This window comes from Paenibacillus sp. P36 (genome assembly GCF_045866505.1).
GTDB classification, from domain to species: Bacteria; Bacillota; Bacilli; order Paenibacillales; family NBRC-103111; genus Paenibacillus_E; species Paenibacillus_E chondroitinus.
This window is the reverse complement of sequence record NZ_AP038372.1, coordinates 452,121-476,609: the sequence shown is the minus strand read 5'-3', so window position 1 is coordinate 476,609 and position 24,489 is coordinate 452,121. Positions and strand designations below refer to the sequence as shown.

Here is a 24,489-nt window from a genome sequence, read left to right as displayed (position 1 = left end):
TTCTCCGAGACTACCATTCCTCTATCATCTTAGAATGCGTATGAAATCGCTAGTTGTAAATATTGGTGAACGCAAAAAAACCGCTATACAGCGGGCTTTAGGTCCCCTACAGCGGTTAGTTGATAACTGGCTATGAATCTATTTCTCTTGATAAAATTGGAAGTGATTTCGCCCCTTGCCTTTCACTTGATAGAGCGCTAGATCCACTTCTTTCATCATATGTGATGCTTCTGTCTGGTCTTGGTTATACATCGTAATTCCCATGCTGACCGTGGCCCTGAACAGATGGCCTTGAACCTCCCACGGCTGATCCACACAATGCAGGATTCGCCTAGCCACACTATTCACATGCTCTTCGCAATCTACGGATGGCAGAAGAATGGTGAACTCATCGCCGCCCATCCGGGCAAACAAATCGACCTCGCGGAGACAGTCTTGAATGCGGTGGGCAAAATCCTGCAGGAAAGCATCCCCCACATCGTGCCCCATCGTGTCATTAATCATTTTAAAATCATCGATATCCACATATAACAGCGCAAAAGGCCTGTTCGTTCGTTTAGCCTGCAAAAACATCTGCTGCAACTGCTCCTTGAACAGCCGCCGATTCGGCAAACCGGTCAATGGATCATGAAAAGCCATCGCGATTAGCCGGCTCTCGTGATTCTTGCGCAGCGTAATATCATTAAGTACGAAACAAATCTCTGAGAGATTTCCTTCTCCATTACAAATCGGCATCGCAGTACATTCAAACCAATTGAAGCTCTCGCTGGTCCCTTTCATACGAAGCTCCAGCTTACTGCTGCTGCTCGTCTGCAAGGTTTTGATAAACATTTTATGTATATCCATCCGGTATTCGGAATCGATAAAGTCTACAATTTGCTGAAAATCCTCAGGAATAAGGCCAATCACGGGGTTAAAACTCTTGGACGCATAGGTTAAATTTCCATGTACATCGAAAATACAAAACAAATCCCAAGCCTGCTCAATGAATTGGCGTACGAAGTTATCCTTCTGCAACCATGGATGCGTGACGGGATTCAAATCAGCCGAATGACTCATTACTTTCGTCGCCCCCTTCTCTACTCATGCATAGAGACAAGGGTAGATTAGCATGGGAACATAAAGATTTCATAAAGGTCACCTAAAGTTTGCGTCAAATAAAGTCCTTTTCCGTCTATTTTCTTCCTGTTTCGCTAAAGTTCTTGGTCAGCAATAGGGCATAGTACCCAATTTATACTGTAAACAGTACCAAATCTAGCGATCTGTCAATAAAAGGATAGAAATTTTTAGGAGAATCGTTCTATAATGAAGGTAATATTTGTGAGCGGGTTCTCCGCTCCCATCATGAGCCGTTCCGTTACTGAGGAGGATTTCTAGTATGGCAGGAGAAACAATTTTAGTCGTGGATGATGAACAAGAAATTGTCCAACTAATCCAACTCTATCTAGCGAGAGAAGGATACAAAGTCATCAGTGCCAACAATGGACAAGATGTTTTTGAAATCGTCAAGGAACACAAGCCCGATCTTATTGTTCTGGACATACTGCTGCCAGGACTTGATGGCATAGAAGTTTGCCGCCAGCTCCGCAAAACCAGCAATACGCCAATTCTGTTCATCTCCTGTAAAAGCGAGGATATCGATATCATTCTCGGATTAAGCATGGGTGGCGACGATTATATGACGAAACCTTTCAGCCCTAGTCAGCTTGTTGCAAGGGTGAAGGCCCTTCTGCGCCGAAATTCGATCCGCGAACAGCATCAGGATGACCCGCAGCTGGTGAAGTTTCCGGGTCTTGAGATTGATCTGGTCAGCCACATCGTTCGCGTGAATGGGCAGACCATTTCGCTATCTGCCAAAGAATTTGATTTACTTTCCCTTATGGCCAAAACCCCTAATCGGGTTTACAAAATCGAGCACTTGTTTGAGCTTATCTGGAGCCTGGACAGTATGGGTGATCCACGTACACTCATTGTACATATCAGCAATCTCCGCAAGAAAATTGAAATGAATCCGGCTGAACCTCGGTACATTATCACAGTGCGCGGTGTCGGCTATAAATTTAACGGTTCTGCGGTCTAGAACAATCGCTCCCACCAAGCGGAGATATGATGCTGCAAAGGCACCGCGGCTGCCGCTATAACTAGTGCCGGCAGCATATTGGCGACATTGATTTTCCTGATTTGAAGAATATTGATGCCTACGCCAATCACCAGAATACCTCCAACGGCTGTAATTTGAATGATCATCGCGTCCAGCGACGCTTGGCTGAATGCCATGGCGATCAAAGTTGCAGCCAGTGCAATCGTTCCCTGCATGATGAAAACAGACACGGCTGAGAAGATTACGCCTACACCTAAAGTTGAAGCGAAAATAATGGATAAGAACCCATCCAGCAGCGATTTCGTGTACAAAATATCATGATTATGCCGCAGGCCGCTGTCCAGCGGACCTAGAATCGCCATAGCTCCGATGCAGTAAATCAGCGTACAAGTCACGAAGCCCTCCGAGACGCTGCCTTGATGCTGTGAGGAGCTTTTGCGCATTTGGGCTTGCAGCCAGTCACCAAGCTGACCTAGCCGGTATTCGATGCGGAGCAGCTCTCCGAGGATGCCTCCAATGACGACGCTCAAAATAACAAGCACGATTTGACTCGATTTCAGAGCCATCGTAATCCCCAGCACAGTAATTGCGAGCCCCAGGCCCTGCATAACTGTGCTTTTTATACCTTCCGAGATGCGCGGCAGAAGCAGCCCCAATAATCCCCCAATAACGATAGCAGCAGCATTCACGATCGTTCCCCATAATGCCATTTTGTTCATTTCCTTTCTGCCTGACCCAAGCATGTATTCCATATATGACAACCTTATCATTCTACATGATTCTATTCATAATTTCCTCCACGCTTGGAAATGGTATGGATAAGCAACAGGAAAGGAGGAATACGGCATGGCGAAAGACAAATCAATGGAACCGATGACAGGCGATATTGTAGAGACAGACGGAATTTATGCCAATGAGGCAGGGCAAGAGGTTACCCTCAAACGCGGTGATGAATTTCCTGCGGACCTCGTGCTGGGCAGAACGACATGGGAGTTGCAGGGCTTCGCGGAAGAAGCCGAGATTGATCACGATCAAACGGAGCTTAATCCTATGCGCAAGCGCGCTGATAACCGAACCTAATCTTAGAACCGGGCTGCCAGGATGCAGCTCGGTTTTTTGCTTCAATATGGTATACTAAGGGGATGATAATAAGCGCTGGGGGAACAAGCATGAACGGGAAACGAATAATTATTGTAACTGGCGGTACGCTTGGCGATTGGGCGCTGGGGGTCATTCAAGAGAATGATGTATTGGTCGGCTCAGACCGCGGTGCCTTGTATTTGATTCAGCACGGCTATAAACCTCATATTTCACTAGGGGATTTCGATTCAGTAACGGCTGAAGAGTTAAGCCTTATTCGTTCTTCAAGCCTATCGTTTGTCGAATGCGATCCTATCCATAAAGATTTGACCGACACAGAGATGGCCTTTAATTGGGCTCTTGCCGAGCAGCCTGAGCAGATCATCCTGCTGGGTGCCCTGGGCACTCGCTTCGATCATTCGTTAGCCAATGTGCATCTGCTGCGCAAAGGAACGGAGTTGGGCATTGCCTGCTCCATTATCGATGCCAATAACCAAATCATCGTTATGAATACAACGACTCGCATTGAGCGTGGACATTATTCGCATATCTCTTTACTTCCGCTTAGCCTGGAAGTTACAGGTATTACACTCCACGGCTTTGCGTATCCGCTACATCAAGCGACGTTACAAATCGGCCAATCCCTCGGTATCAGTAATATCCTTAACGAACCGGAAGGTCTCATCGAGCTGCAAACGGGTTTTCTCTTGGTTATTCAAAGCAAAGATTAACTACAAAGCTCCATATTTCCAGTAATCTCTTCTTCGGATTAGGTATAATTCTTCCAACCATTGCTTACAAATAGAGTAATAGATTATTCCTCTAGAAATGGTTGGTGAGCCTATGAGCTTTCGAAGAAAGGGAATCCTGTCGTTTGCGTTATTTATCGGGATTATCACGATAGTGCTGCTGCTCTTAGTCAGCTGCCTTCCCTCTGCGGAGTATGGAACTGAGGAGGAGGCTGACGCAGCGGCCCCTTACCTCATTACGGCTGCCGGTGGGCAGCCGGAGCTTCCTGCTGTACAAGCGGACGAGCTTCCGGCAGAAGCAGAACCGGTTACGGTACCTGCTGATGTGCCTACCGTTGTGCCTGAAGCTGTGCCTAATGCGATACCTGGCGCTGAACTAGAGCAAGATTCCAACGTAGGGACCACCCTGTTTCATCCACTCTCTGAGGACACGAAACCGGTTCCCTCTTCTGTTACCACGAACACTTATGTCCCTATCGTTCCACCAAAGAACACGGGCAAGACTTCGTCCAAAGTCAGTATTCCTGTGCTCAACTACCACAGTGTAGCGATAGATCCAGGGAATATTGTTGTCATTTCTCCGGATAAGCTGGAAGCACAAATGGCGTATTTGCACGATCACGGGTACACACCGCTCTCACTCGAAGCGTTTATACGTCTTCTGGAAGGAGACACATCCGAGAAAGCTCCTGAGAAGCCGATACTGCTGACATTCGATGACGGCTATATCGATAATTATGAGCAAGCGATGCCGATTCTCGCGAAATACGGGTTCCCTGCCACACTCTTCGTCTCCCCTGGCATGACGGAACAGGACGGCTATCTCAATTGGGAGCAAATCAAGAAGATGCAGGCTGGAGGCTGGGACATTCAGCCGCATGGCATGTCGCATCCTCACCTCCCCAAGCTGACGGCGGATGAACAAGCGTACGAAATCGTGGAAGCCAGAAAGCTGATTGAGGAACATCTGGGCACCAAAGCCGATATCTTTTGCTATCCGTACGGCGAACGTAACAAAACAACGTTGAAGCTGCTTAAGCAGCACGGATTTCGATATGCTTTTACCATCGATCAAGGTTATGCTACAAACGAGCAGTCCCCTTTCCTGCTGAAACGGCTTTTCGTTAATGGCGAGGAAGATTTGCACGCATTCGAAACTCAGCTCCTTAAGCGTAAATAAGGGGCTTTTCTTTTTGATATATGGTTCATAATATCTACTTTCATAGTATAATATGCCTATTAATGAAGAGGAGCCTCTCCATGTCACAACCAAATAAACGCTCCAGTTTCAGGCTGCATCTCCAAATACCTTTAACCGCCCTGTTCAAGATTATAGGGATCAAAAATAAAGCCGCCGACACGAAGCATTCCAAAATCATGATAAGGGACATCAGCGCAGGGGGCATTCGTATGCATACGCCCTTGAATCTCCCTACCGAGATGAGCTTGCTATTGGAATTTACGTTTCATCTCTTCCATCAAGAAATGAAAATACTAGGCATCATTAAACGAAAAACGATGCTGAAGCCCTCCCTCTATGAATACGGGATTGAATTCAGCATCGCAGATAAAGCGATCGAACAGCAGTTGACTAGCCACCTGATTATGTTGGGTTCTCGTTTGAGACACACCAACGTCTTGGCAAGCTGCAGCTTTTGTTCCGATGAAGATATGAATGATATTTATGCCATGACTTATGACCTTACATAGCGGCAGCCAGAGCTTGCACGAACTGCTCCAAATAACGCTGATCGAGTTCATCAAAACGGTTCAGGCTAGGGCTATCGATATCCAGTACACCGATCAACTCATCACCGCTAAGGATGGGAACGACGATTTCCGATTGCGAAGCGGCATCGCAGGCGATATGGCCCGGGAACGCATGAACGTCCGGTACAAGCACCGTTTCCCGAAGCTGCGCGGACGTGCCGCAAACACCTTTACCCAGCGGGATCCGAACGCAAGCCGGCAATCCTTGGAATGGGCCCAGAACAAGCTCTTCCTTCTCTTGCGTCTTGTCCACCAAATAGAAACCTACCCAATTCACATCGGTCAAAAACTGTCCGAGCAGCGCCGCGGCATTGGATAAATTGGCAATTCGGTTTGGTTCATCATGTATCAATGCTTTAACCTGCTGAATCAGCAAGGTATAATTCTCTTCTCTTGTTCCTTCATAACCTGACTTCGCGAACATGGTCTATCATCCTTCTTCCCCTTAACATTCTTGCTCTCTCATCATACCAAAAAGTGTACATTTCCGCCAAAGGATAAGATTTACCTGTTACTTCCCTATCTGAATACAAAAAAGACAGCCGCACACGTCCAGATGCCGGCTGTCTTTCATTTATTTTTGCCCGTAATAGGCATTAACGCCGTGCTTTCTCAAAAAGTGCCGATCCAGCAGTGTTTGATCCATAGGTTGGATCGCTGAATTCAACTCGAAGGTGCGATAACCGATCTTCGCGACCTCCTCTAGAACGACAGCGTTATGCACCGCATTGTGCGGGTCTTTCCCCCAACTGAAAGGAGCATGGCAGTTCACCAGCACGCCCGGTACCATCGCCGGGTCGAGATCGCGGAACGTCTCAATGATGACGTTGCCCGTCTCCAGCTCGTAGGCTCCTTTGATCTCGGCCTCCGTCATGAGACGCGTGCAAGGGACTTCGCCGTAGAAGTAGTCCGCGTGTGTTGTGCCCAGGGCAGGGATGCCTCTTCCGGCCTGCGCCCAGCTTGTCGCCCATGGCGAATGCGTGTGCACGATCCCGCCAATGGCCGGGAAAGCGCGGTACAACGCCAAATGCGTCGGCGTGTCTGAGGAAGGCCTCAACGTGCCTTCTACGACTCGGCCTTCCAGATCGACGACCACGAGATCTTCGGCCTTCAAGTCCTCGTAAGGCACACCGCTAGGCTTGATCACGACAAGCCCTAGCTCTCGGTCAATCCCGCTGACATTGCCCCACGTAAATGTGACGAGCTGATATTTGGGCAAATCCAAATTTGCTTCCAGTACCGCTTGTTTCAAATTCTCCAGCACGTGTACTCAACACCTTCCGATATGAATGTACGTATAATGTACTATTATACACTTGTACGTACATGTTATCTAGATAGTGGAGATATAAAGTTTGAGGTGTACAACTTGTATGTACACCTCACTTTTTAATGCTGTTAATGATTAAGCATGTATAATTGAAAAAACAAGGGTCTTGCCATCCGGCTCAAGCCGCGTCTCCACAGAGAAACTGCCAATCTGCTTCGTCGTTGTTTCCAGTACGCCCTTCGCTGCGGCGCGCTCACACGTATCCGTAAAGTGGCGATAGAAGATATCCGCATCATAACCAAAAAGGAAATCCGTAAACTTGCGAATGCTTTCCATATTGCGCGCCAGAGTCCCATCCTCCAGGCGAACCGTTACGCCATAGGTCAAAAATTGAGGATCAAGCCACAACGATGCTTCATTACTGTTACGTATAGCCGCTGTCGCCCCGTTCACGGCAAGCGCTTTGGCATCCGCATCACGGAACAGGCGGAGCGTTGTTTCTTCCAAGTCATAATTCGTCCCCCGCAGCTTGCCTGCCTCCTCCATCATGCTGTAAGCATCGAGCATGCGCTGATCAGGGAAGATGAGCTTTTTATAGCTGCCATCTTTCGTAGGTACAACTTTAATGAAAGCGTCTCCCTCGTTTTTCACATTGATCCTCTTGGACTTCGTCTGCAAGCGAGTAATGATTTGCAAGGCTTCCGCACGGGTAACATCTCGTCCCACACCAAAATACCCGTTCGGGTATCCTTCCATAATCCCCTTCGTCATCGCTTCGCCGATAAATTTCTGCTGTCTGGACGTCGCGCTTTGCAAATCACCGAATTGGGAAGCCGCTTTGAGGCTGTATACCTCATCTTCCAAATACTCGGTTTCCTTCAGCAAGTAATACAAAATCTCAGCTACGTCTTCACGTTTCAGCTTCGCCTTATAATCCGTGAACTGTCCTTTACTAATGAAATGAAGATCACTGGCCAAATCCAGGTATGGCTTCGCCCAATATCCGACCGTGCTTGGCTTAAAGGTGAAATCCCGATAATCCTGTTTCAAAATGCTCTGATTACTCGCGCTTAGCGCTTGCAGAAAGCTTGTTTTCCAGTTGCGCTCACCATTTGGAAACTTATCCGTAAACGCAAGCAAAACGATTTTCACAAATTGGTCAGCCGTTACCGCATCATCCGGTCGAAACGTTCCGTCCGGGAAGCCGTCCAGCAGCCCTTGCTGCGCCATCTGGGTAATCGTTTGCTCAGCCCAGTGCCCGCGAATGTCCGACATCGTAGCCGCTTCGCTTTTTGTTTGTCCAACCCCTATGGTTATTACACAGCAAGCCACTGCTATGGCTATCCATTTATTCAACTGCCCCATGTTAAAACTCTCCGCCCTCTACAAATTTTTGATACCAACTTGTACCATTCTCTAGAATAAGGCTTCTATTAACCTTTGAGAATAGCCTTAAAGCCTAGTAAGAGAGGAGTGCCAAGCACTAGCAGGATTGGGTCTATAGCCGCAGGGCGGGCTTTCATCATGAAGCTGATTCCGTCTTTCTGCGTATCAAAAAGGACCACACCCTCTACAAGCGTAGAAAGTATAGTCCTATTATTCCGGCACTCAGCCTAACTTTCTGCCTGCGCCAACGGTTTTCATTGAATTGTAGTAACGGAGCCAATCTGTTATGTATAACATTTTTGTTAGGAAATCCGGTGCACTCCCCTGCAGGTAGGCATATTTCTCCTGCTGCAGCAGCTGATGCATCTCAAAGCTTTTCTGAAATACGGCTTTCACAAAGGCCTCTTCCGTTTGCGGCTTGTGAAGATCCGTTCCCCGAGAGAGTTCAACTTCCTCAAAAATCACGCCTCTATAGTAAGGATGCACATTGATCTGTCGCCCCATATCCACGTACGCAAGACCTGTATACTCAAAAGGCAGCCAAATTAAATTCGTCTTCTTATCTTCCAGTTTAACGGTATACACTAAGCCCATATTCAAAGCAACTGGCTGAGGGTAATTGTTAATGACTCCGGAACGCAGGTGATCCATGACATGCTCAACGAAATTCATTGTGTTCTTCCTCTCCAAAGGACCTGATTTACATGCAGTATCCTTCCTACATATTGCGTGCTAATACCTTCTATTGTCAAGGCTGCAATTCGCATTCTTCCTATTATTTGCATAAAAAATACCAATACCTGCGATACTAATCCAAAGACATTTTGAAGTGAAGAGGACGGGTTTCCTTTGCCAACACATTCCACCCCCCGATGGACAATGGCTGCTGTCAGAAGGTTCGATATTATCTACGCCCAGCGCCGCAACCCCTTCATGGTTGCCTGGTGGTCGGCTTCCTTCCCTGGCTTTGGGCATCTGCTCATGTACAAAAATACAACAGGTGTTCTGTTAACGCTTTCCGAAGTCATTATTAATTCATTGGCCAAAATCAATCTGGCTATGGTGTATTCGTTTAGCGGCAATTTCGCGATGGCAAAGCAAGTTTTGCACCCCAATTGGCTATTCGGTTATATGTTTATTTATTTTTTTGCAATCTGGGACAGCTATCGCTGCTCCATTGAAGCGAATAAGCACTACGAACTGGCTATGCTGGAAAACGGACGAATCCCTATACATCTCATGCGTTCAACCGGCATCCAGTTTCTTGAGAAAAAGAGGCCTCTTATCGCCGCCTACTGCTCATTTCTTTTTCCGGGTCTTGGACAGCTTTATAACAAGCACATTTGGCTTGGCTTTTACGGCATTTTCTGGTGGTGGATTTATCTCACATTTTCTCACTTCTATGAAGCGCTTATGGCTCTCATCCTGGGTCATAACCGTATGGTTGTCAGTATTCTGAACCCTCAATGGCTCATGTTTATGCCTTCCGTTCTAGGAGGTGCCATGTACCATTCTTATACCAGCTCGATTGAACAAAATCGGCTTTTCCGCATCACCCAGCGTCAGCATTTAACCGATTATTATGAGAAAGCCAGGATCGCATCGATGAATGGAACTGAGATGAACTCCCCTTTGTGGATGATTGGCACATTTGAGCATTGTACGGAGTTAGAGCAAGCTTTGAGCATGTTGGAGCACAGCGGTATTCATCCAGCCCGCATTCGCCCCGTCCTCATGGACGCCCATGCAGATAAATCATTATCTATTGTTGATCAACGCTTTGATCGTACAGCTAAATCCGTTGAAATCGGCTTTGCCAGCGCAACAGCTTGCAGTGTCTTTGGGATTAGCCTAGGCTTCATCCTGGAATGGGGTCCTATCATTTGGGGACTTATCTACGGTTTTGGCGGCTTCCTGCTCGGGTTCGGCATCGGACTCCTTATCAAATCCAAACATTCCCTCCCTCATCAAAAGCATAAGCTTCCGGAAGTGACGGTGCTGGTTCAGTATCTAAATGAGGAGGAGGCTGAGCTCATTCATGCAACGTTCTGGCGTTATAAAGCTATCACCGTGGGTAGAATCGATCGCCAGCACGCTAATCCTGCACTTTAAACGGCTGAACAACACGTTGGAACGCTTCAGCCGTCTCAGCTAGACGGATAATCGACCTCCAATTTCTATATATAGGATCCTTTCTCTTCCCCGGCTCAAAACTCCTCCAGAATCCGACCTACTTCTTTTCTGCCAAATTATCTTCAAACTCCGACTCTTGCGGCAATATCCTTTCGAATTATTTAGGTATGAGATGATGCCGTGAAATATTTTTGGGCGTTTTGCGAACTTTTTGGAACCTGCGAACGTCTAATTCAGAGAGGTGAGAGAATGGAGACGACCGGTGTCCATGTATTTGAGTATTTAAAGTACGTATCTGAAACAACAGATCAAAAAGTCATTCTTCGCAATTTGATGGAGACCTACGGAAATGATGTTTGGAATTACGCTTTCAGCATTTGCCGCAACTCAGACTTAGCTGATGATATTGCCCAAGATGCCTTCCTAAAAGTTTATCGCAATCTTACTACATTCCGCGGCGAAGCTTCGGTTAAGACCTGGCTTCTTACGATTACACGCAATACAACTTATGACTATTTACGCAAAGCCTTCTGGCGCAAAGTTACCCTTGTTGGCTTCATTCAATCTACAGGTACATCGAGTTCCGCCGAAACTGAAGCCATGGAGAAATTGTATGCCAGCGACATCTGGAAAAAAGTTATTTCCCTTCCACCGAAATATAGGGAAATTCTGATTTTGCATGCCCACTATCAGCTCTCAACGAAAGAAATGGCGTCTATCCTTAACATATCGGAGGGAACCGTTAAATCACGGCTTCATCACGCCAGACTCAAGGTGGTCAAATTGAAGGAGCGTGAGGCTCTTGAAGAATCCTGATCCGGATGATTTACGCAAACAATTGGAATCAGGACCGCTTGAGCGCCCCGGCTTTACTTCCAAGCTTCAGCGCGAGATTGAAGAAGCGGTTGAACGCAAAGAACGAACGAAGCCAAGGATCAAGCCCGTGCTTTGCTTCGCTGGTGTCGGTGCAATCGTGGCCGCGATCTTGCTTTTCCCTTGGAACACGCTACATACCCAAAGTGATGCCGCACCTGTGGCAGATACAGCAATAACAGCAACAACAGCGTCCTTAAACCTCTCTCCTACGCCGATTACCACGGCTTTGCTGATTGGCTTAAGGACCGAGCATGAACCTGCCAACGAGCCTGGGCGCGCGCTGAAACCTATGCGTTATAGTACCTATCGCACGATGCTGATCGCACCTGTTCGCGGACAACTGCAGAAGACGTCCGAAGGCTCGGGGATTCTTATGCCTTATAAGCAAAACTTCTGGAAAATCGACTCGCTGGTCCATCGAACGAAAACGGATGAATTCCATTACTTATCCGCTCATTTGGCGGATCAGCCTGTGAAACCGGAAGCTTTCCCGGATGATGAAAGCGAACAGCTCAATCGAACAGAAACCCTCCTATTTGCGGGGAATCAATATGTGTCTATTGCCGAGGCAGAACAGACTGTGCGAGGCGGTGTGCCCTATCAGGCAGATCGCATCTGGGTCCGTACCCTGCCGCAATTAAAAGAAGGCCACACCGTACAGTTCTACAACAAGCCGGTGGACAAGAATCATGTGTCTATCGCTGATGTCTACGGCACGAACACGAATATCAGCGGTGTGCTCGCCAGTGTATCCAGCAGTTTGCGCGGCGAGGTGTCCGGCGAGAGCTGGACGGTTCAGCGCGAACCAGGGCACTGGGTTGGCAAGGTCGCTGAAACGCCGCGTGTTACAACCACGGCGGCAGTACCCGACAGCTATGCGCTGCATGACTTCCCGCGAGAGCTGCCCGATAAAGTCGTCAACCACGACGATCTATGCTGCAACTGGAACGCCATTCGGTCCTCCTGGCCGCAAGCGACCGATGCTTTAACTTCGCCGATGAACGATATGCTCGTTATCTTCGAGAACGGCAAGCTCAAGTTCTATCCCTACGGCCAGGCACCCGGCAGTGATCCACAGCTTGTGCTGAATCTGCTCCCCGGTGAGCAGCTTGTCATGGCACAGTGGGCCACGGATCATTATGTCGAGGAATGGATTGATAAGGTTGGCCGATATTTAGCACCAGAGACGGATAAACGTGTGCCGTCGATTGAATAAATAAAGGAAGGGTCCGTTCCCCAGTTATGGGAATGGACCTTTTTTTTCATTGTCATTTGCTTCATGTCCTGAATACAATGTTACAGCTGAATGCCTAAGCCTAAAGAGCTTAAGACGAAAGGATGACGATAAAGCACAATGAAAAGATCATATAAGCTCACCGAAATCGCCGGGAAAATCGGAAAAACACGTGCATCTGTGGTCGAATGGTCCAATCACTTTCGTGAATTTCTTCCGATCGTAGCTGTTGACGGGTCACTCCGATACACGGAAGAGGCCATCGAAATGTTTCGAGCCATCGCCAGGATGAAAGACGCCAATAAGCCACTTAAGTTCATCAAAGAACAGTTACAGGAAATGCGTGATAAAGAAGCTCTTTCACTGCCTAAAGAAATACAAACTACGCCGCCTGAAACTCCGGCTCCTTCAGTTTCTCCTACGGCTCCTGCTATTTCCGGCTCCAATTTGCCCCCGTTGGCTGTTAACAAATCAAATGCGCAGTTTAGTAATGATACGATCGAATTACGTAATTCGGTGCAGCTCCTCAAGCAAAAGATAGAATCGAACAAAACGCCAGAGAAGTTAAAGGACTACACAGATAACCTGAATCAAAAAGCCAGTATAGCCTCAGTTACAGCTGGCAGAGCTTCATCGCCTGCTCTGGATCCCTCCAACTTCCAGTTCGATCTTTTAACACATAAATTCACAGAGCTAAGCGCCATGGTCCACTCTCTCATGCAGAAGGTCATAAAAACACCGGAACAAACAAGTAAGGAAGAAAGCTTGGTAACCACCGTTGAGGCATTGGATACGCGATATCATAGCGTTTCGGATGAAATAGCGGACCTGCGTAATGAAATCCAGCGTCTCGCACAAGCGCAAGAACTAGCGCAAGAACAAGCACAAGTTCAAGATCAACCCGAAATTTCGGAGACCGATCTCAAAAGTGAGATACTGTCCGCTGCCACAGAGTTGCTGAGACCACAAGTCGAAGGTGTTTCGGAGGAAGTACAAATGCTGGGCAATCGATGTGACGCCCTTACGGAGGAAGTCACGGAGCTGAGCAGCGTCAATCAGATTCTCGTTAACAAGATAGCTGAGCTCATTGAACAGGACATCCGCAGTGAAATCGCTACAACCATTGAATTGTTACACAGACAATTTGAAGGTGCTTCGCTTAAAGTGAAAGGACTTCAGAACGTCATCCAGGCTATTCAACAGCAGATCCAAGAAGCTTCTGAACAAGACGTCAAAGGTGAACTGCTTATTGCCACAACGGAGCTGCTGAACCAGCAGTATGAAGGCGTTACCGGGGAAATGAACCAACTGAAAGAAGAATGGAACAAAAAGTACGATGACATGTTTCAAAAAATGACGGCACAGCAACGATTGCTTGATAAGATTGCCGAATTTTTAGGCTATCCGGTCATCAATTGATCGTCATAGATTGCATAAATAATAGGCCTCCCTTCACGCAGCAGCGGGCTCTATTATTTATGCATTTGCTGTTTCATGCCGTCAGCTTACCTGCGACGTCTTCTTCCCGTGGTTCGAGCTCATGAGAACATCAATAAACGTCTGCGCATAGCGGGGATCCCACTGCGTCCCCTTGCCCTCCGCGAGAATGGCCATCGCCTTCTCGACCGCCATCCCCTTCCGATAAGGACGATCCGAAGTCATGGCATCGAACGCATCGGCTACCGCGATGATGCGCCCAAATTCCGGGATCTCCTGGCCTATCAGGCCGTCCGGATATCCCTTGCCGTCATAGCGCTCATGATGTGAGCGCACACCCGGAAGCAACGGCGCCATCGCCTCCGCCGGCTCAATTTGCTTCAGGATCGATTCGCCCAGCACCGGATGCAGCTTAATTTTCTCAAACTCCTCATCCGTCAATCGGCCTTCCTTCAGCAATACATTGTCGCGAACACCAATCTTCCCTATGTCATGCAGCAGGGCCGTTTTTTTCAACAGATCGAGTTCCTGTTCACTTAAAGCCACTGCTTTACCAATCAGAAGGGAATACTGAGCAACACGTGTGGAATGCCCTGCCGTATAAGCATCTCTAGCGTCAAGGGCAGCAGCTAAGGTGGAATAATAACTCTGCAGCAGCTGATTATTCATGCTCTCGCGCGCTTCAAGCCCTTTGACCATATGATTAAAACCAGCAACCAATCTTGAGAATTCATCTGAATATAAATCCGAAGCCCTAACCTGCAAATCCCCGGATTGCACGTCTCTCATCGCTCGGTACAAGTCTCCGATAGGCTGTTGAATATCTCTGGCCAGCATCCGTGCCCCAAGAGAGGAAAACCCCACGCCAAGCAGCAGAATGATACCCGCCCACTTCCAATAATCCACCGTAAAATCCGATGGCTGTGAAAGAAGACGAATTTGCGTTGCCAAGCTGAAAAGAAACAGCGGCATCGTTCCAATCAGGAACGCGCTCAGCTGGAATTTGCGTTGAATGGAAACAATCACACGCCCATCCAAAGAGACATCCTCCCCATAAAGGCGCTGGCCTACCTCGCGGATATGGATAAGAACCGGCCGGATCGCCCGGGCCGTCGTGAAAAATTCAAGCAAAGCATGCATGCTAGCCACAAGCACGGCACCAATTCCCGCAAGCCCTATATAATAGGCAGGAAGTGAAAGCCAGCCCATCGCAATCCCGATGGACGCCATCGTCATGGCTGGAAGGGACAAGCCAAGAAAATGGGGTCCCAAAATCCGTTTCACGGAAAGCGCCGGAAAACGGTGCGTTTGCAAATAAGCGTCCCGAATGAACGTTAAGTCAGGCGTCTCCTGCTCCAGCAGAGCTCGAATGGGCTGCATGTGCCTCCGAAACACTAGCAACTCCGCCAACATCATGACGCCCAGGGAAATGGTCATAATGAAGAAAATACGCACCATTTCTGCATTCGAAATGGACAAGGTCGTTGAAATAATGACCCCGCCAACCACAACAACAGCAATACCTGAACCTATGATATAATTGCGGATCAAATCTCGCAGAAACCTTTGGTAAATAACCATAATAGGTGCCTCATTTCACTCTAAACTTAGTCCCTATTGTATAGCAATTCTCCCTTTTACGCTTATAAAAAAATGCCCTCAGCCCTAGGGGCCAAGGACATTCACTTGGATTCATTCCGTTTCCTTATTCACATTAGGGACATTAGGCACATTGTCCTTGCCGAGGAAGGCGCGTGCAAGCTCCGTAACACTCTGGCCTGTTAATGTCTGCGTAATTTCAGGCACTTGGGCGATCATTTTGACGATGTCGCCTGTCACCTTGTTCACGCCGGATGTCGCACCGTCTTGGGAGATCACCGTGATTTTGTCCACGTTGCTTAGTGGCGCTGCAATCTTCTCCGCTAACTCCGGCAGAATGCGAAGGATTTCCACCGTCACCGCTGCCTGCGTGTACTGCTTGTAGGCTTCTGCTTTCTTCTCCAGCGCCTCCGCTTCAGCAAGCCCCGCCAAGCGAACGACTTCCGCATTCGCTTTCCCTTTGGCGAGCTCCGCCTCGGCCGTCGCTTCACCGCGCTTTCTCGTCGACTCGGCATCCGCCTCGGCTTCGAGAATTTGCCGCTGTTTGCTCACTTCGGCGCGCATAATCGCAGCCTGTTTCTCCGCTTCGGCAGGTTTAATAACCGACGCCTCGAGTTCCTTTTGCTTCAGCTCAACTTCAATCTGCCGTACGGTCTTGTTCGCTTCAGCTTCCATCTGCCTGATTCTCACCTGCTCCGTCACGAGCGACTGCTGAATCTGCTTCTGCTTCAGCTCATAAGCCAAGTCCGCTTCCGCCTGCCGGCTCGTAGTCTCCTGCTTAAACTCGGCTTCCCGCATGCTTAGCTCCTTGCGGTACTGCGCTTCTTTGGCCGATGCGACCGTTTCGGCTTCGACCTTCAGCTGGTGCGCCTCTGCTTTGCGGATAGCCGATTCTTTTTCCGTATCCGCTTGTCGGATCTGGATGTCCCGTTCGACCTCGGCTCTGGCAATACTGGCGCTTTTGCGGATGCGCTCCACTTCCGGTACTCCAAGGTTCTCAATATAACCTTGATCATCCGCCACACGCTTGAGGACGAAGGAGATCAGGCTCAGCCCCATTTTATCCAAATCCTCCGAGCACGTTTCCCTCATCTTGCTGTTCAACTCATCCGGATTCTTAAGGATAGCTTCTACCGTTAATTGCCCAACCAACCCGCGCAGATGCCCCTCAACGGAATGAAGAATCATCATTTCACGCTCCAGCAGCGTGTGGTCCAGAAACTGCTCGGAAGCCGTGGCGATGGCGATGGGGTCGCTTTGAATTTTGATCTGGGCAACCGCCTCGATCTTAAGCCGTATCCCTTGTTGAGAGAACATGGGCTGATCCGGTTTGACGTCAAAGCTCATGAGCATCATGGAGATTGTTTTGTAGCTCTGAAAGCCCGGAATGACGAACGTTCCTCCGCCCTGCACGACGCGTTTGCCACCCAAACCGAACACAATCATCGCCTCATTCGGCGGAACTTTCTTATAGGCCCTAACAATGGTAGTAAGTAAAATGAAAACAACAAGTACAATCGCAACAACCGTATACAAAATCGTTAACGTCATCAAATAACCTCCCGGAAGTTAGTAGTACCTTCAAGCTCAGTCACTAAATTGACTTACTGTAGCGACGCCTTTGTCCATGTGAAGAATGACCACCCTTGCTCCTTTGGGTATCGATTCTCCAAGCTCGGATCGCGCGCTGATGGACCGTTTGGTCCCCTGCATTACAATCACCATCTCGCCGATCCCCTTCCCGTTAATGGGCACAATCAGCTTCCCTAACTGTCCATTGAGTTCAAAATCGCTTTCCCTCATGCTGTCATCATGCTTATAGATGACTTTGGCATAGAAAAGGAAGAACAGCCAACCCACAAAAAGCCCGGCGCCAATCGCAATGAGCAGGATGAATAAACTGCTAGTCATTCCTACCTCACTCAGCATATACCCCATCCCACCGAATACCGTTAAGCTCGCTAAAAGGGAAGACAAGTTGAAAAAGGACGGTCCCCCATGGCCATGGGCTCCTCCGGTATCTCCGTGGACTTCAAAGAAGTCGCCTCCAAAAAATGTAACAAGAACAGTTAACACAAGGCCTACAAAAAAACATACCGCAAACAAAGTCATCATAGACGTCACCTCCTTGTGGCCTCCTTCAGGAAGCATAGTCCGTCTAATAAATATATACGAAATTGGTAATAAAAGGTTGCGGTCAAAAAATAATCCGTTTGCACGCGAATCCTTCTTTGGTGCATCGCGTATAATCATTGGACGTCTTTTTGTTGTTTCTATTAAAACTAAGGAGTAGATTAGCACATGTACAAAAAGAAAATGACTTGGTGGGTATCCGCCGCCATGGTGTTCCTGCTGCTTGCGTTGACAGGCTGCCAAGCTGTACAAGGCTTAGACCTTGCTGAAGCGATTAAAAACAGTGCAACCGTGAAGTCCTCCGAATCCAAAGGTACCTTGCAGATTGAGTTCGTTCCCGGCGACACCTCCAAGCTAACAGCTGACGAGCAGAAGTCGCTCAGCGCTCTCCAGCATGTAAAAGTTGAGCTTACGAACGTGAAAACACAGAACGCACAGATGACATCTGCAGAAGGTACCATTACATACGGGAAGGGCTCCATCCCCTTTAAGCTTGCTACAGAAGGCACGAAAATTGTTTTAAGTATCGAAGGCGCGAAAAAACCGATTGTTTATGACGTCTTAGGCGGATCGGATGCAACGCTCACCAAAATGTTACCTACTGTCATTCAGGAACAGTTCGGAAATAAACTGGCCGAGATTAAAGCTTCGGTTATTGGACTTATTTTAGCGAATACGGCAAATCCTTCGAATATTTCAGTCACATCGGTTACGGACAAAGTTAACGGTTCCGACCTCTCCCTCCAGCAAGCACACATTGAACTGAACGGCACTGAGCTAGCCACCCTGCTCCAGAAACTGTTCAGCAATATCTTGGCGGACGAAGCTGGTTTAAAAGACCTGCTGAGCCAATTGTACGATGCTTTGTCACCTATTATTGAAGAACAAGTCAAGGCCGGTTCCGCAGACTTCGCCCTGACCATTTTGAGCAACAAACAATTAGCCATCGGACTCGTGTATGAGCCTATCCGTGATTTTCTGGAGAAAACAGCTGCTTCTTTCGAAGAAGCCATTGCCGGGAATGCCGAGCAGGGTGTAATGCCCATTAAAGGCCTGTTTGACCCTAAATCCACGCTGCAAGCTGATCTTTATATCGATGCTGATAAATTCATTCGCAAGCAAACACTTACGGCCAACATTCCGCTTCCGGATAAAGGTACTGGCGTTGCAGGGCTTAAAATCTCCTTCGCAAGTGAAACCTGGAATATGGATAAGCCGGTTACAGCCGAGACCATTGATGTCTCCGGCGGTGCCGTGCAAGCTGGTAAGGACGCTGCCTCCATTTATCGCGTGCTGGATAACTTGGATAAACAGTCTACTTTCTACAAAATGCTTCGCGAAGATATGAAAGTAACGAAGAAGGAAGTTAACTTAAAGCTGGCGGATGGCGATGCTGGCTCAACGAGCGATACACCGCAGCCATTCATTAATACAGATAACAAAACCATGGTGCCGGTGCGTTTTATCTCCGAAAAGCTTGGCGCTGAGGTTGGCTGGAACGGCGACTTGCAGGAAGTTACTATTAAAGACTTGTTAAGCGGTAAAACGATTGTGCTGAAGCTCGATAGTAAGATGGCTACGGTTGACGGTGCTTCCATTGAGTTGGAAAGTGCTGCAACGCTCCATAATGGATCTACCTTCGTGCCGATTCGTTTCATCGCAGAGTCGCTTGGCGGTAAAGTATCCTTTGACGATGATACTCGTGTGGTGACAATTAAACGCGATTAGTATCTTGGAATAAGTGTATGGGCAAACGCACCTTTTTCGGACGGCTGAATAGTCTGTAGTGAACCTAGGCAAAAAGCCTACCGATGCGCGCAGCCGCACGAAAAAGGAGCGAAAGCTATGTATATGAATCCGTCGCAACACCCCGGTCATCAAGGATCGCAAGTTCTTTATCAAGCAGAACCAGACTGGCAGCATCAAATGATGCACAAGCGAAACGCAATTATGGGAGCTGTTCACCCCCATGTCGGTCGTACGATTCGCGTCACAACTATAGACGGTCATACGTATGAAGGCGTGCTGGTGAATGTGGATGGCCACCATGCTTATCTGCACGTTACACCGCATGCTCAGCCTTACGGGCACCACAGACCTATTTATACGCCTGCTCAGTACAATCAAATTTTGACGTTAGTTCTGTTCGAGCTGCTAGTCATTTTATTGCTTGCTTAAGAGGAAAGCTCGCCCTCTCACTTGGTCCATTCAGGCCTTGCGTGAGGTGCGGGCTTTTTTCGTTCTCTTACTGTTGCATAAAACGTTCGAACGATGCTTGGCAGTCCATCGCAAGCTGGTCCTCATCCTCTCCAACAAGCCTGCCGTTCTCGACAACGACCTTCCCAGCCACGATGGTGTAATCCACTGGTCGCTTAAGGCCAACCGTTGCCAGCCATGATTTGGGGTCGTTCTGCGTCCCTACAGCGTCAATATGGTCTACACGAACCATGAACAGGTCCGCTGCTTTCCCTACCTCAAGCGAGCCGATATCGGATCTGCCTAAGATTTCAGCGCCGCCTCTGGTGGCGATTTTCAATAAATCATAACCGCTGGGCGCCTGGGCGCTGGATTGCAGTCTGTGCAGCAAATACGCTACCCTGAGCTCCTCAAGCAGGTTCGATCCGTCATTGGATGCACTGCCATCCACCGCCAAGCCTACAGGAATTCCCATGCTCAGCATTTCCGGCACTCTTGCAATACCGGACGAAAGCTTCATGTTGGAAATCGGGCAATGGGCGACGCCGGTTTTGGTTTGCGCGAGCAGCCTCATTTCCTCATCGTTAAAATGAATGCCATGGGCATACCACACGTCAGGCCCTAACCAGTCCAGGCTTTCCATATAAGCCAGCGGTCTCATCCCAAACCTTTCAAGCGTATAGGCTTCTTCATTCTTCGTCTCAGCCAGATGCGTATGAAGCCGTACGCCCTTGGCTCTAGCCAGCTTCGCCGACTCCCGCATCAGATCGGCGGAGACGCTGAAGGGTGAGCACGGCGCCAGCACCACCTGACGCATCGAGCCTGCGCTGGCATCGTGATAACGATCAATCAACCTCTCGCTGTCAGCAAGGATTGTATCCAGGTCCTGCACGACGCTCATAGGAGGTAAGCCTCCTTGATCCTTGCCAAGCGTCATGGACCCTCTGGAAGCTACGAAGCGAATGCCTAGGCGCTCAGCCGCTTCGAATTGTTTATCGATGAAATGAGCACTATTTTGCTGCGGAAATACATAATGATGGTCGAAAACGGTGGTACACCCATTTTTCATGAGATCGGCAATACCTGTTAGGGAGCTGTGATACACGGCATCAGGCGTGATCCTCTTCCAGATTTCATATAGATAGCGGAGCCAGTCGAATAACTCCAGCTTTTGCACCTGCGGCAAATTGCGCGTAAACGTCTGATACAGGTGATGATGCACGTTAACCAAGCCTGGGTACACAAACATTTGCGAGGCATCGATAACCCTGTCTGCTTCATACCTGTCCTTCCCCATCTTCGTAATCCGATTCCCTTCGATCAGGATATTCGCCCGTTCCAACACACGATCCCCGGCATCCACCGTAACAATAGCCTGCGCATTGCGAATTAATAATGAACTCATCCTTCATTCCTCCTCAACGTAAAAAAATCCTAACCAACAAACACAATATATAAGCATATATTGTGTTCGTAGTTAGGATTTAGGTTCCCAGTAGAGCCCCCGAACCAAATTATCGAGGTTATACGAACTATAAAATTGTGATTTAAAGCCATATTTAGCCTCAGTATAGGCAACTTTTGGCAGCGCGTCAATTGGTTTGAAATGAATTTTCATGAAATTGGAATAAGCTCCCTTCGAATTGGATATATTATCAAAGCTGCGTTAACAAGCTGTCAGGTTCTGAATGATCCAAGAGCAACACGCAGGAACAAATTATTGGAGGTTTATGTCTACATGGAAACAGGTACGGTAAAATGGTTTAATGCAGAAAAAGGATTTGGTTTTATCGAAATGGAAGGCGGCAATGATGTGTTCGTTCACTTCAGCGCTATTACGGGGGAAGGTTTCAAAAGCTTGGATGAAGGCCAACGCGTACAATTTGAAGTTGTTCAAGGTAACCGCGGACCGCAAGCTGAAAATGTAGTCAAGCTGTAGTCCTTACCACATATTGCTATACACTGCTTGCGAGTCTGAGGCTGAGTCTATAATGACAAGGAGGAGTTCACATGTACTTTTCAAAGAAATCGATGGAACCTGTGCCCGAAGAGCAAACGAACATTTGGACCTGCAGCACGGAACAGTGCTCATGTTGGATGAGAGATAACTTTTCATTCGACGAAAGTCCGGAATGTCCGATTTGTCATTCTGCCATGGTCAAGGATTCAAAGATGCTCCCAACCTTATCGAACACAAGCAGCAGGCGATAATTAGTAATACAGCCTACGGTAGTACCCGAAGCCCTTATTGTCTCCGAGAATGGAGGCAATAAGGGCTTTGCTGTTTTTAGTGCTATGAACACAATAAAGGTTGAGCTTTCGCTCAACTCGTTGAGGAGAAAGGATTCGTTGGAGGAGTTAATTTCCCTCCGTAGTTTAGCTTGTTAAGAGCCCAGTAGGAGCGAATTTTGGCGGAGGGGGCATCCTCATAGGAGAGGTAAGCTGGCTGGCCACTTACTTAGAGGAACTACAGGCCGCTATTCTAACAAATTAAGCCCGTTTCCGCGTTCAAGCGGAACTGCTGGGCCCTATTTGACCGCCTGCCCCCAATTTCTTCAAGAAAACGGACAAATAGAGGACGTCAGTTCCCGTTCACGTGAAGAGGAGCCTATTTCGATGAAATAGTTATGATGAACGCACAACAGCCCCTAATATTTGCTGAATCGTAGGCTAAACTGGTAATGAACAATCAATCCATACCAATCCAGAGCTAATAAGCAAAATAGGAGCTGTTAATATGAAGCATACCACAAAATTCATAGGTTTAGACGTATCTAAAGACAAGATTTCTGTTGCTGTTGCAGACGCTGGACGCGACGAACCTCGCTTCGTTGGGCACTTCCCTCATAAACTGGAGTTCGTAAAGAAAATAATGAGACAACTCGGCAATGCTGAAAACTTAGAAGTTTGTTACGAAGCTGGCCCAACGGGTTATGTACTCTTTCACTGGCTAACTGCGCTCGGTATTACTTGTAAAGTTATCGCCCCTTCCCTCATTCCAGTCCGGACAGGCGATCAAATTAAGACAGATAAACGAGATGCCCTTCGTCTTGCTACACTGTTTCGCGCGGGAGAACTAACAGCTGTGCACGTACCAACTCCTGAACAAGAAGCTCTTCGCGATCTTGTTCGCTCAAGAGAGGATGCGAAAGAGGATCTCCATCGAGATCGCCAACGAGTATTAAAGTTACTTCTGCGGCGTCAAATTTCTCATCCACCTGCCATCAAAAATCGTTGGACACGAAATTACAGAGAGTGGTTGACCAGCTTGAAATGGGAAAGAGAATCTGATCAGCTCATGTTTCAAGAATATTTGCAGGCGATTCATGAATCCGAAAGTCGCCTTCAACGTCTGGAAGCGAGCATTATTCAATATGCTCAAAAAGGGGCTTTGGGTCCAGTCGTTAAAGCACTTCAGGTATTAAAAGGGGTAGCCATCATCTCGGCGCTTACGCTTGTTGCTGAAATAGGTTGTTTTACACGTTTCCGAAATCCTGCCATGCTCATGGCTTACCTTGGCTTGGTCCCACGAGAGCATTCTACAGGACTTAGTACGCGAAGAGGAAGTATTACCAAGGCGGGTAATCGTGGAGTTCGTCGCACTTTGGTTGAATCAAGTTGGAGTTATCGTCATAAGCCATCGATAGGCAGGGAACTTAGAAAACGAATGGAAGGTCAGGAAGGCGAACTTCTGGCTGTCTCATGGAGAGCGCAAATACGGCTGAACAGCAAATACTGTAAACTTGTGTACCGTGGAAAAGAATCTAATGTAGCTGTAACAGCAGTTGCGCGAGAACTAGTCGGATTCATCTGGGAAATCGCGTGTAAAGTCGAACGATCTGTAACGGCCTAAAACCGACAACAGGGTTTAGAGTGCCCAGCCGACAGGCTGGGACAAGACATAGTCTTCAAATCATCCGAGCTGTCAAGTCTAAACGTTGCGCTTCGCGGCCTTGACAGTCGATACTTTAGCAGGAATAAGATACCTAAGTATGGTGAAACAAAAGCAATAATTGGGCCCAGGAGCAAAGTAGGGGTTGAAGAGAGTCCGTGTGAGGCCTTATGCACAACTATAGGTTTGCTAATAGCTGCGTGCGACAATAGTTTACAGGAAGCTCTTCTTAACGAAAGTCATTAACTGCGGTAACCAGCCCGCGAATATCAGGATGCTAGCCGTTGCTTGCATTTTGCTCCTGTGCCGAGTTATTTGCTTACAAAAAACACTCAATTACTCTCGTACTAAAATGGGGGCTTGACAGAGTGCGTTCATATCAGGGCCCTGTAGTTCCCCTCAGGGAGGAACCGCTGGAGCGATAGCAGCGACTGTGACAGCTATGTTGTATTTTGCGCAACCATTTGGCCGTAAAGGGGGCTCCCTTCGTCTCTATATTGCACTTTATACAACGATTGTTGCATTTAAACCGCTTACAGTTCACCTTTTGCAACAAATGGTTGTATGTTGTGCAACGAAAGACCGCAATCGCGGTCTGACCACACCATTACGTTGTATGTAATGCAGGCCTGT

24 protein-coding genes and 1 riboswitch are annotated in these 24,489 nt (G+C 48.0%); of the genes, 14 read left to right on the top strand and 10 right to left on the bottom strand.

Annotation, left to right across the window (positions count from 1 at the left end):
* Positions 1-138: 138 nt before the first annotated feature.
* Entirely contained in the window at positions 139-1,059 is a 921-nt protein-coding gene (locus ACKTT9_RS02205; RefSeq protein WP_407870323.1) for a diguanylate cyclase domain-containing protein, read from the bottom strand.
* 319 nt (positions 1,060-1,378) lie between these two features.
* Between ACKTT9_RS02205 and ACKTT9_RS02200 the strand changes: the two genes are divergently transcribed.
* Positions 1,379-2,080 (top strand): response regulator transcription factor, encoded by a 702-nt coding sequence (locus tag ACKTT9_RS02200; RefSeq protein WP_127457744.1) that lies wholly within the window; start codon positions 1,379-1,381, stop codon positions 2,078-2,080.
* Here ACKTT9_RS02200 and ACKTT9_RS02195 read toward each other — a convergent pair.
* Complete coding sequence (locus ACKTT9_RS02195) at positions 2,077-2,811, bottom strand: DUF554 domain-containing protein (protein ID WP_407872941.1); 735 nt, start codon at positions 2,809-2,811, stop codon at positions 2,077-2,079. The genes ACKTT9_RS02200 and ACKTT9_RS02195 overlap by 4 nt on opposite strands.
* Positions 2,812-2,947: 136 nt before the next feature.
* Here ACKTT9_RS02195 and ACKTT9_RS02190 point away from each other — a divergent pair, with 136 nt between their 5' ends.
* The 4 genes from ACKTT9_RS02190 (at position 2,948) to ACKTT9_RS02175 (ending at position 5,640) form a co-directional block, all read left to right on the top strand.
* Positions 2,948-3,181 carry a hypothetical protein gene (locus ACKTT9_RS02190; protein WP_127457745.1) on the top strand — a complete coding sequence of 78 codons (234 nt, stop codon included), beginning with the start codon at positions 2,948-2,950 and terminating at the stop codon, positions 3,179-3,181.
* A gap of 89 nt (positions 3,182-3,270) precedes the next feature.
* Positions 3,271-3,912, top strand: coding sequence for a thiamine diphosphokinase (locus tag ACKTT9_RS02185; protein WP_407870322.1), 642 nt, complete (start codon positions 3,271-3,273; stop codon positions 3,910-3,912).
* A gap of 112 nt (positions 3,913-4,024) precedes the next feature.
* Positions 4,025-5,110 carry a polysaccharide deacetylase family protein gene (locus ACKTT9_RS02180; protein WP_407870321.1) on the top strand — a complete coding sequence of 362 codons (1,086 nt, stop codon included), beginning with the start codon at positions 4,025-4,027 and terminating at the stop codon, positions 5,108-5,110.
* A gap of 80 nt (positions 5,111-5,190) precedes the next feature.
* Positions 5,191-5,640, top strand: coding sequence for a PilZ domain-containing protein (locus ACKTT9_RS02175; RefSeq protein ID WP_157323518.1), 450 nt, complete (start codon positions 5,191-5,193; stop codon positions 5,638-5,640).
* Here the strand turns inward: ACKTT9_RS02175 and ACKTT9_RS02170 are convergent.
* From ACKTT9_RS02170 to ACKTT9_RS02155, 4 genes are all read right to left on the bottom strand, one after another.
* Positions 5,633-6,124 carry a GAF domain-containing protein gene (locus tag ACKTT9_RS02170; protein WP_315954975.1) on the bottom strand — a complete coding sequence of 164 codons (492 nt, stop codon included), beginning with the start codon at positions 6,122-6,124 and terminating at the stop codon, positions 5,633-5,635. The two genes, ACKTT9_RS02175 and ACKTT9_RS02170, sit on opposite strands and share 8 nt — an antisense overlap.
* 150 nt (positions 6,125-6,274) lie before the next feature.
* On the bottom strand, positions 6,275-6,964 hold the full coding sequence (gene araD, locus ACKTT9_RS02165; RefSeq protein WP_407870320.1) for an L-ribulose-5-phosphate 4-epimerase: 690 nt from the start codon (positions 6,962-6,964) through the stop codon (positions 6,275-6,277).
* A 141-nt stretch (positions 6,965-7,105) separates the two neighbouring features.
* Positions 7,106-8,335, bottom strand: a complete 1,230-nt coding sequence (locus ACKTT9_RS02160; RefSeq protein ID WP_407870319.1) for an S-layer homology domain-containing protein — start codon at positions 8,333-8,335, stop codon at positions 7,106-7,108.
* 243 nt (positions 8,336-8,578) lie between these two features.
* Entirely contained in the window at positions 8,579-9,028 is a 450-nt protein-coding gene (locus tag ACKTT9_RS02155; protein ID WP_246239494.1) for a hypothetical protein, read from the bottom strand.
* Between the two features lie 177 nt (positions 9,029-9,205).
* Between ACKTT9_RS02155 and ACKTT9_RS02150 the strand changes: the two genes are divergently transcribed.
* The 4 genes from ACKTT9_RS02150 (at position 9,206) to ACKTT9_RS02135 (ending at position 14,018) form a co-directional block, all read left to right on the top strand.
* Complete coding sequence (locus ACKTT9_RS02150) at positions 9,206-10,468, top strand: hypothetical protein (protein ID WP_407870318.1); 1,263 nt, start codon at positions 9,206-9,208, stop codon at positions 10,466-10,468.
* Positions 10,469-10,738: 270 nt separating this feature from the next.
* Complete coding sequence (locus ACKTT9_RS02145; RefSeq protein WP_127457751.1) at positions 10,739-11,305, top strand: RNA polymerase sigma factor; 567 nt, start codon at positions 10,739-10,741, stop codon at positions 11,303-11,305.
* The gene (locus ACKTT9_RS02140; protein ID WP_407870317.1) at positions 11,292-12,581 is read left to right on the top strand and encodes a hypothetical protein; all 1,290 of its coding nucleotides are present in this window, start codon (positions 11,292-11,294) and stop codon (positions 12,579-12,581) included. The genes ACKTT9_RS02145 and ACKTT9_RS02140 overlap by 14 nt, the downstream gene beginning before the upstream one ends.
* Positions 12,582-12,719: 138 nt before the next feature.
* Positions 12,720-14,018 (top strand): hypothetical protein, encoded by a 1,299-nt coding sequence (locus ACKTT9_RS02135; RefSeq protein WP_407870316.1) that lies wholly within the window; start codon positions 12,720-12,722, stop codon positions 14,016-14,018.
* A gap of 81 nt (positions 14,019-14,099) precedes the next feature.
* Here the strand turns inward: ACKTT9_RS02135 and ACKTT9_RS02130 are convergent, their stop codons facing one another.
* The 3 genes from ACKTT9_RS02130 to ACKTT9_RS02120 form a co-directional block, all read right to left on the bottom strand.
* Positions 14,100-15,617, bottom strand: a complete 1,518-nt coding sequence (locus ACKTT9_RS02130) for an HD domain-containing phosphohydrolase (RefSeq protein WP_407870315.1) — start codon at positions 15,615-15,617, stop codon at positions 14,100-14,102.
* A 111-nt stretch (positions 15,618-15,728) separates the two neighbouring features.
* Positions 15,729-17,186, bottom strand: a complete 1,458-nt coding sequence (locus tag ACKTT9_RS02125) for a flotillin family protein (RefSeq protein ID WP_157323525.1) — start codon at positions 17,184-17,186, stop codon at positions 15,729-15,731.
* 36 nt (positions 17,187-17,222) lie between these two features.
* Positions 17,223-17,750, bottom strand: coding sequence for an NfeD family protein (locus ACKTT9_RS02120; RefSeq protein ID WP_157323527.1), 528 nt, complete (start codon positions 17,748-17,750; stop codon positions 17,223-17,225).
* A 186-nt stretch (positions 17,751-17,936) separates the two neighbouring features.
* On the opposite strand from ACKTT9_RS02120, the gene ACKTT9_RS02115 reads away from it, so the two are divergent.
* Positions 17,937-19,496, top strand: a complete 1,560-nt coding sequence (locus ACKTT9_RS02115; RefSeq protein WP_407870314.1) for a copper amine oxidase N-terminal domain-containing protein — start codon at positions 17,937-17,939, stop codon at positions 19,494-19,496.
* A 117-nt stretch (positions 19,497-19,613) separates the two neighbouring features.
* Positions 19,614-19,946, top strand: a complete 333-nt coding sequence (locus ACKTT9_RS02110; protein ID WP_407870313.1) for a hypothetical protein — start codon at positions 19,614-19,616, stop codon at positions 19,944-19,946.
* A 67-nt stretch (positions 19,947-20,013) separates the two neighbouring features.
* Here ACKTT9_RS02110 and ACKTT9_RS02105 read toward each other — a convergent pair whose 3' ends face one another.
* Positions 20,014-21,369, bottom strand: a complete 1,356-nt coding sequence (locus ACKTT9_RS02105; protein WP_407870312.1) for an 8-oxoguanine deaminase — start codon at positions 21,367-21,369, stop codon at positions 20,014-20,016.
* Between the two features lie 49 nt (positions 21,370-21,418).
* A riboswitch (purine riboswitch) is annotated at positions 21,419-21,515 on the bottom strand.
* A 187-nt stretch (positions 21,516-21,702) separates the two neighbouring features.
* Between ACKTT9_RS02105 and ACKTT9_RS02100 the strand changes: the two genes are divergently transcribed.
* The 3 genes from ACKTT9_RS02100 to ACKTT9_RS02090 all read left to right on the top strand — a co-directional run bounded on the left by ACKTT9_RS02100 (position 21,703) and on the right by ACKTT9_RS02090 (position 23,817).
* Positions 21,703-21,903, top strand: a complete 201-nt coding sequence (locus tag ACKTT9_RS02100) for a cold-shock protein (RefSeq protein WP_028555458.1) — start codon at positions 21,703-21,705, stop codon at positions 21,901-21,903.
* Positions 21,904-21,974: 71 nt separating this feature from the next.
* A complete protein-coding gene (locus tag ACKTT9_RS02095) occupies positions 21,975-22,175 on the top strand; it encodes a cold-shock protein (RefSeq protein WP_127457760.1) in 201 nt (66 codons plus the stop codon).
* Positions 22,176-22,701: 526 nt separating this feature from the next.
* The gene (locus ACKTT9_RS02090; protein ID WP_407869224.1) at positions 22,702-23,817 is read left to right on the top strand and encodes an IS110 family transposase; all 1,116 of its coding nucleotides are present in this window, start codon (positions 22,702-22,704) and stop codon (positions 23,815-23,817) included.
* The last annotated feature ends 672 nt before the right edge of the window (positions 23,818-24,489 follow it).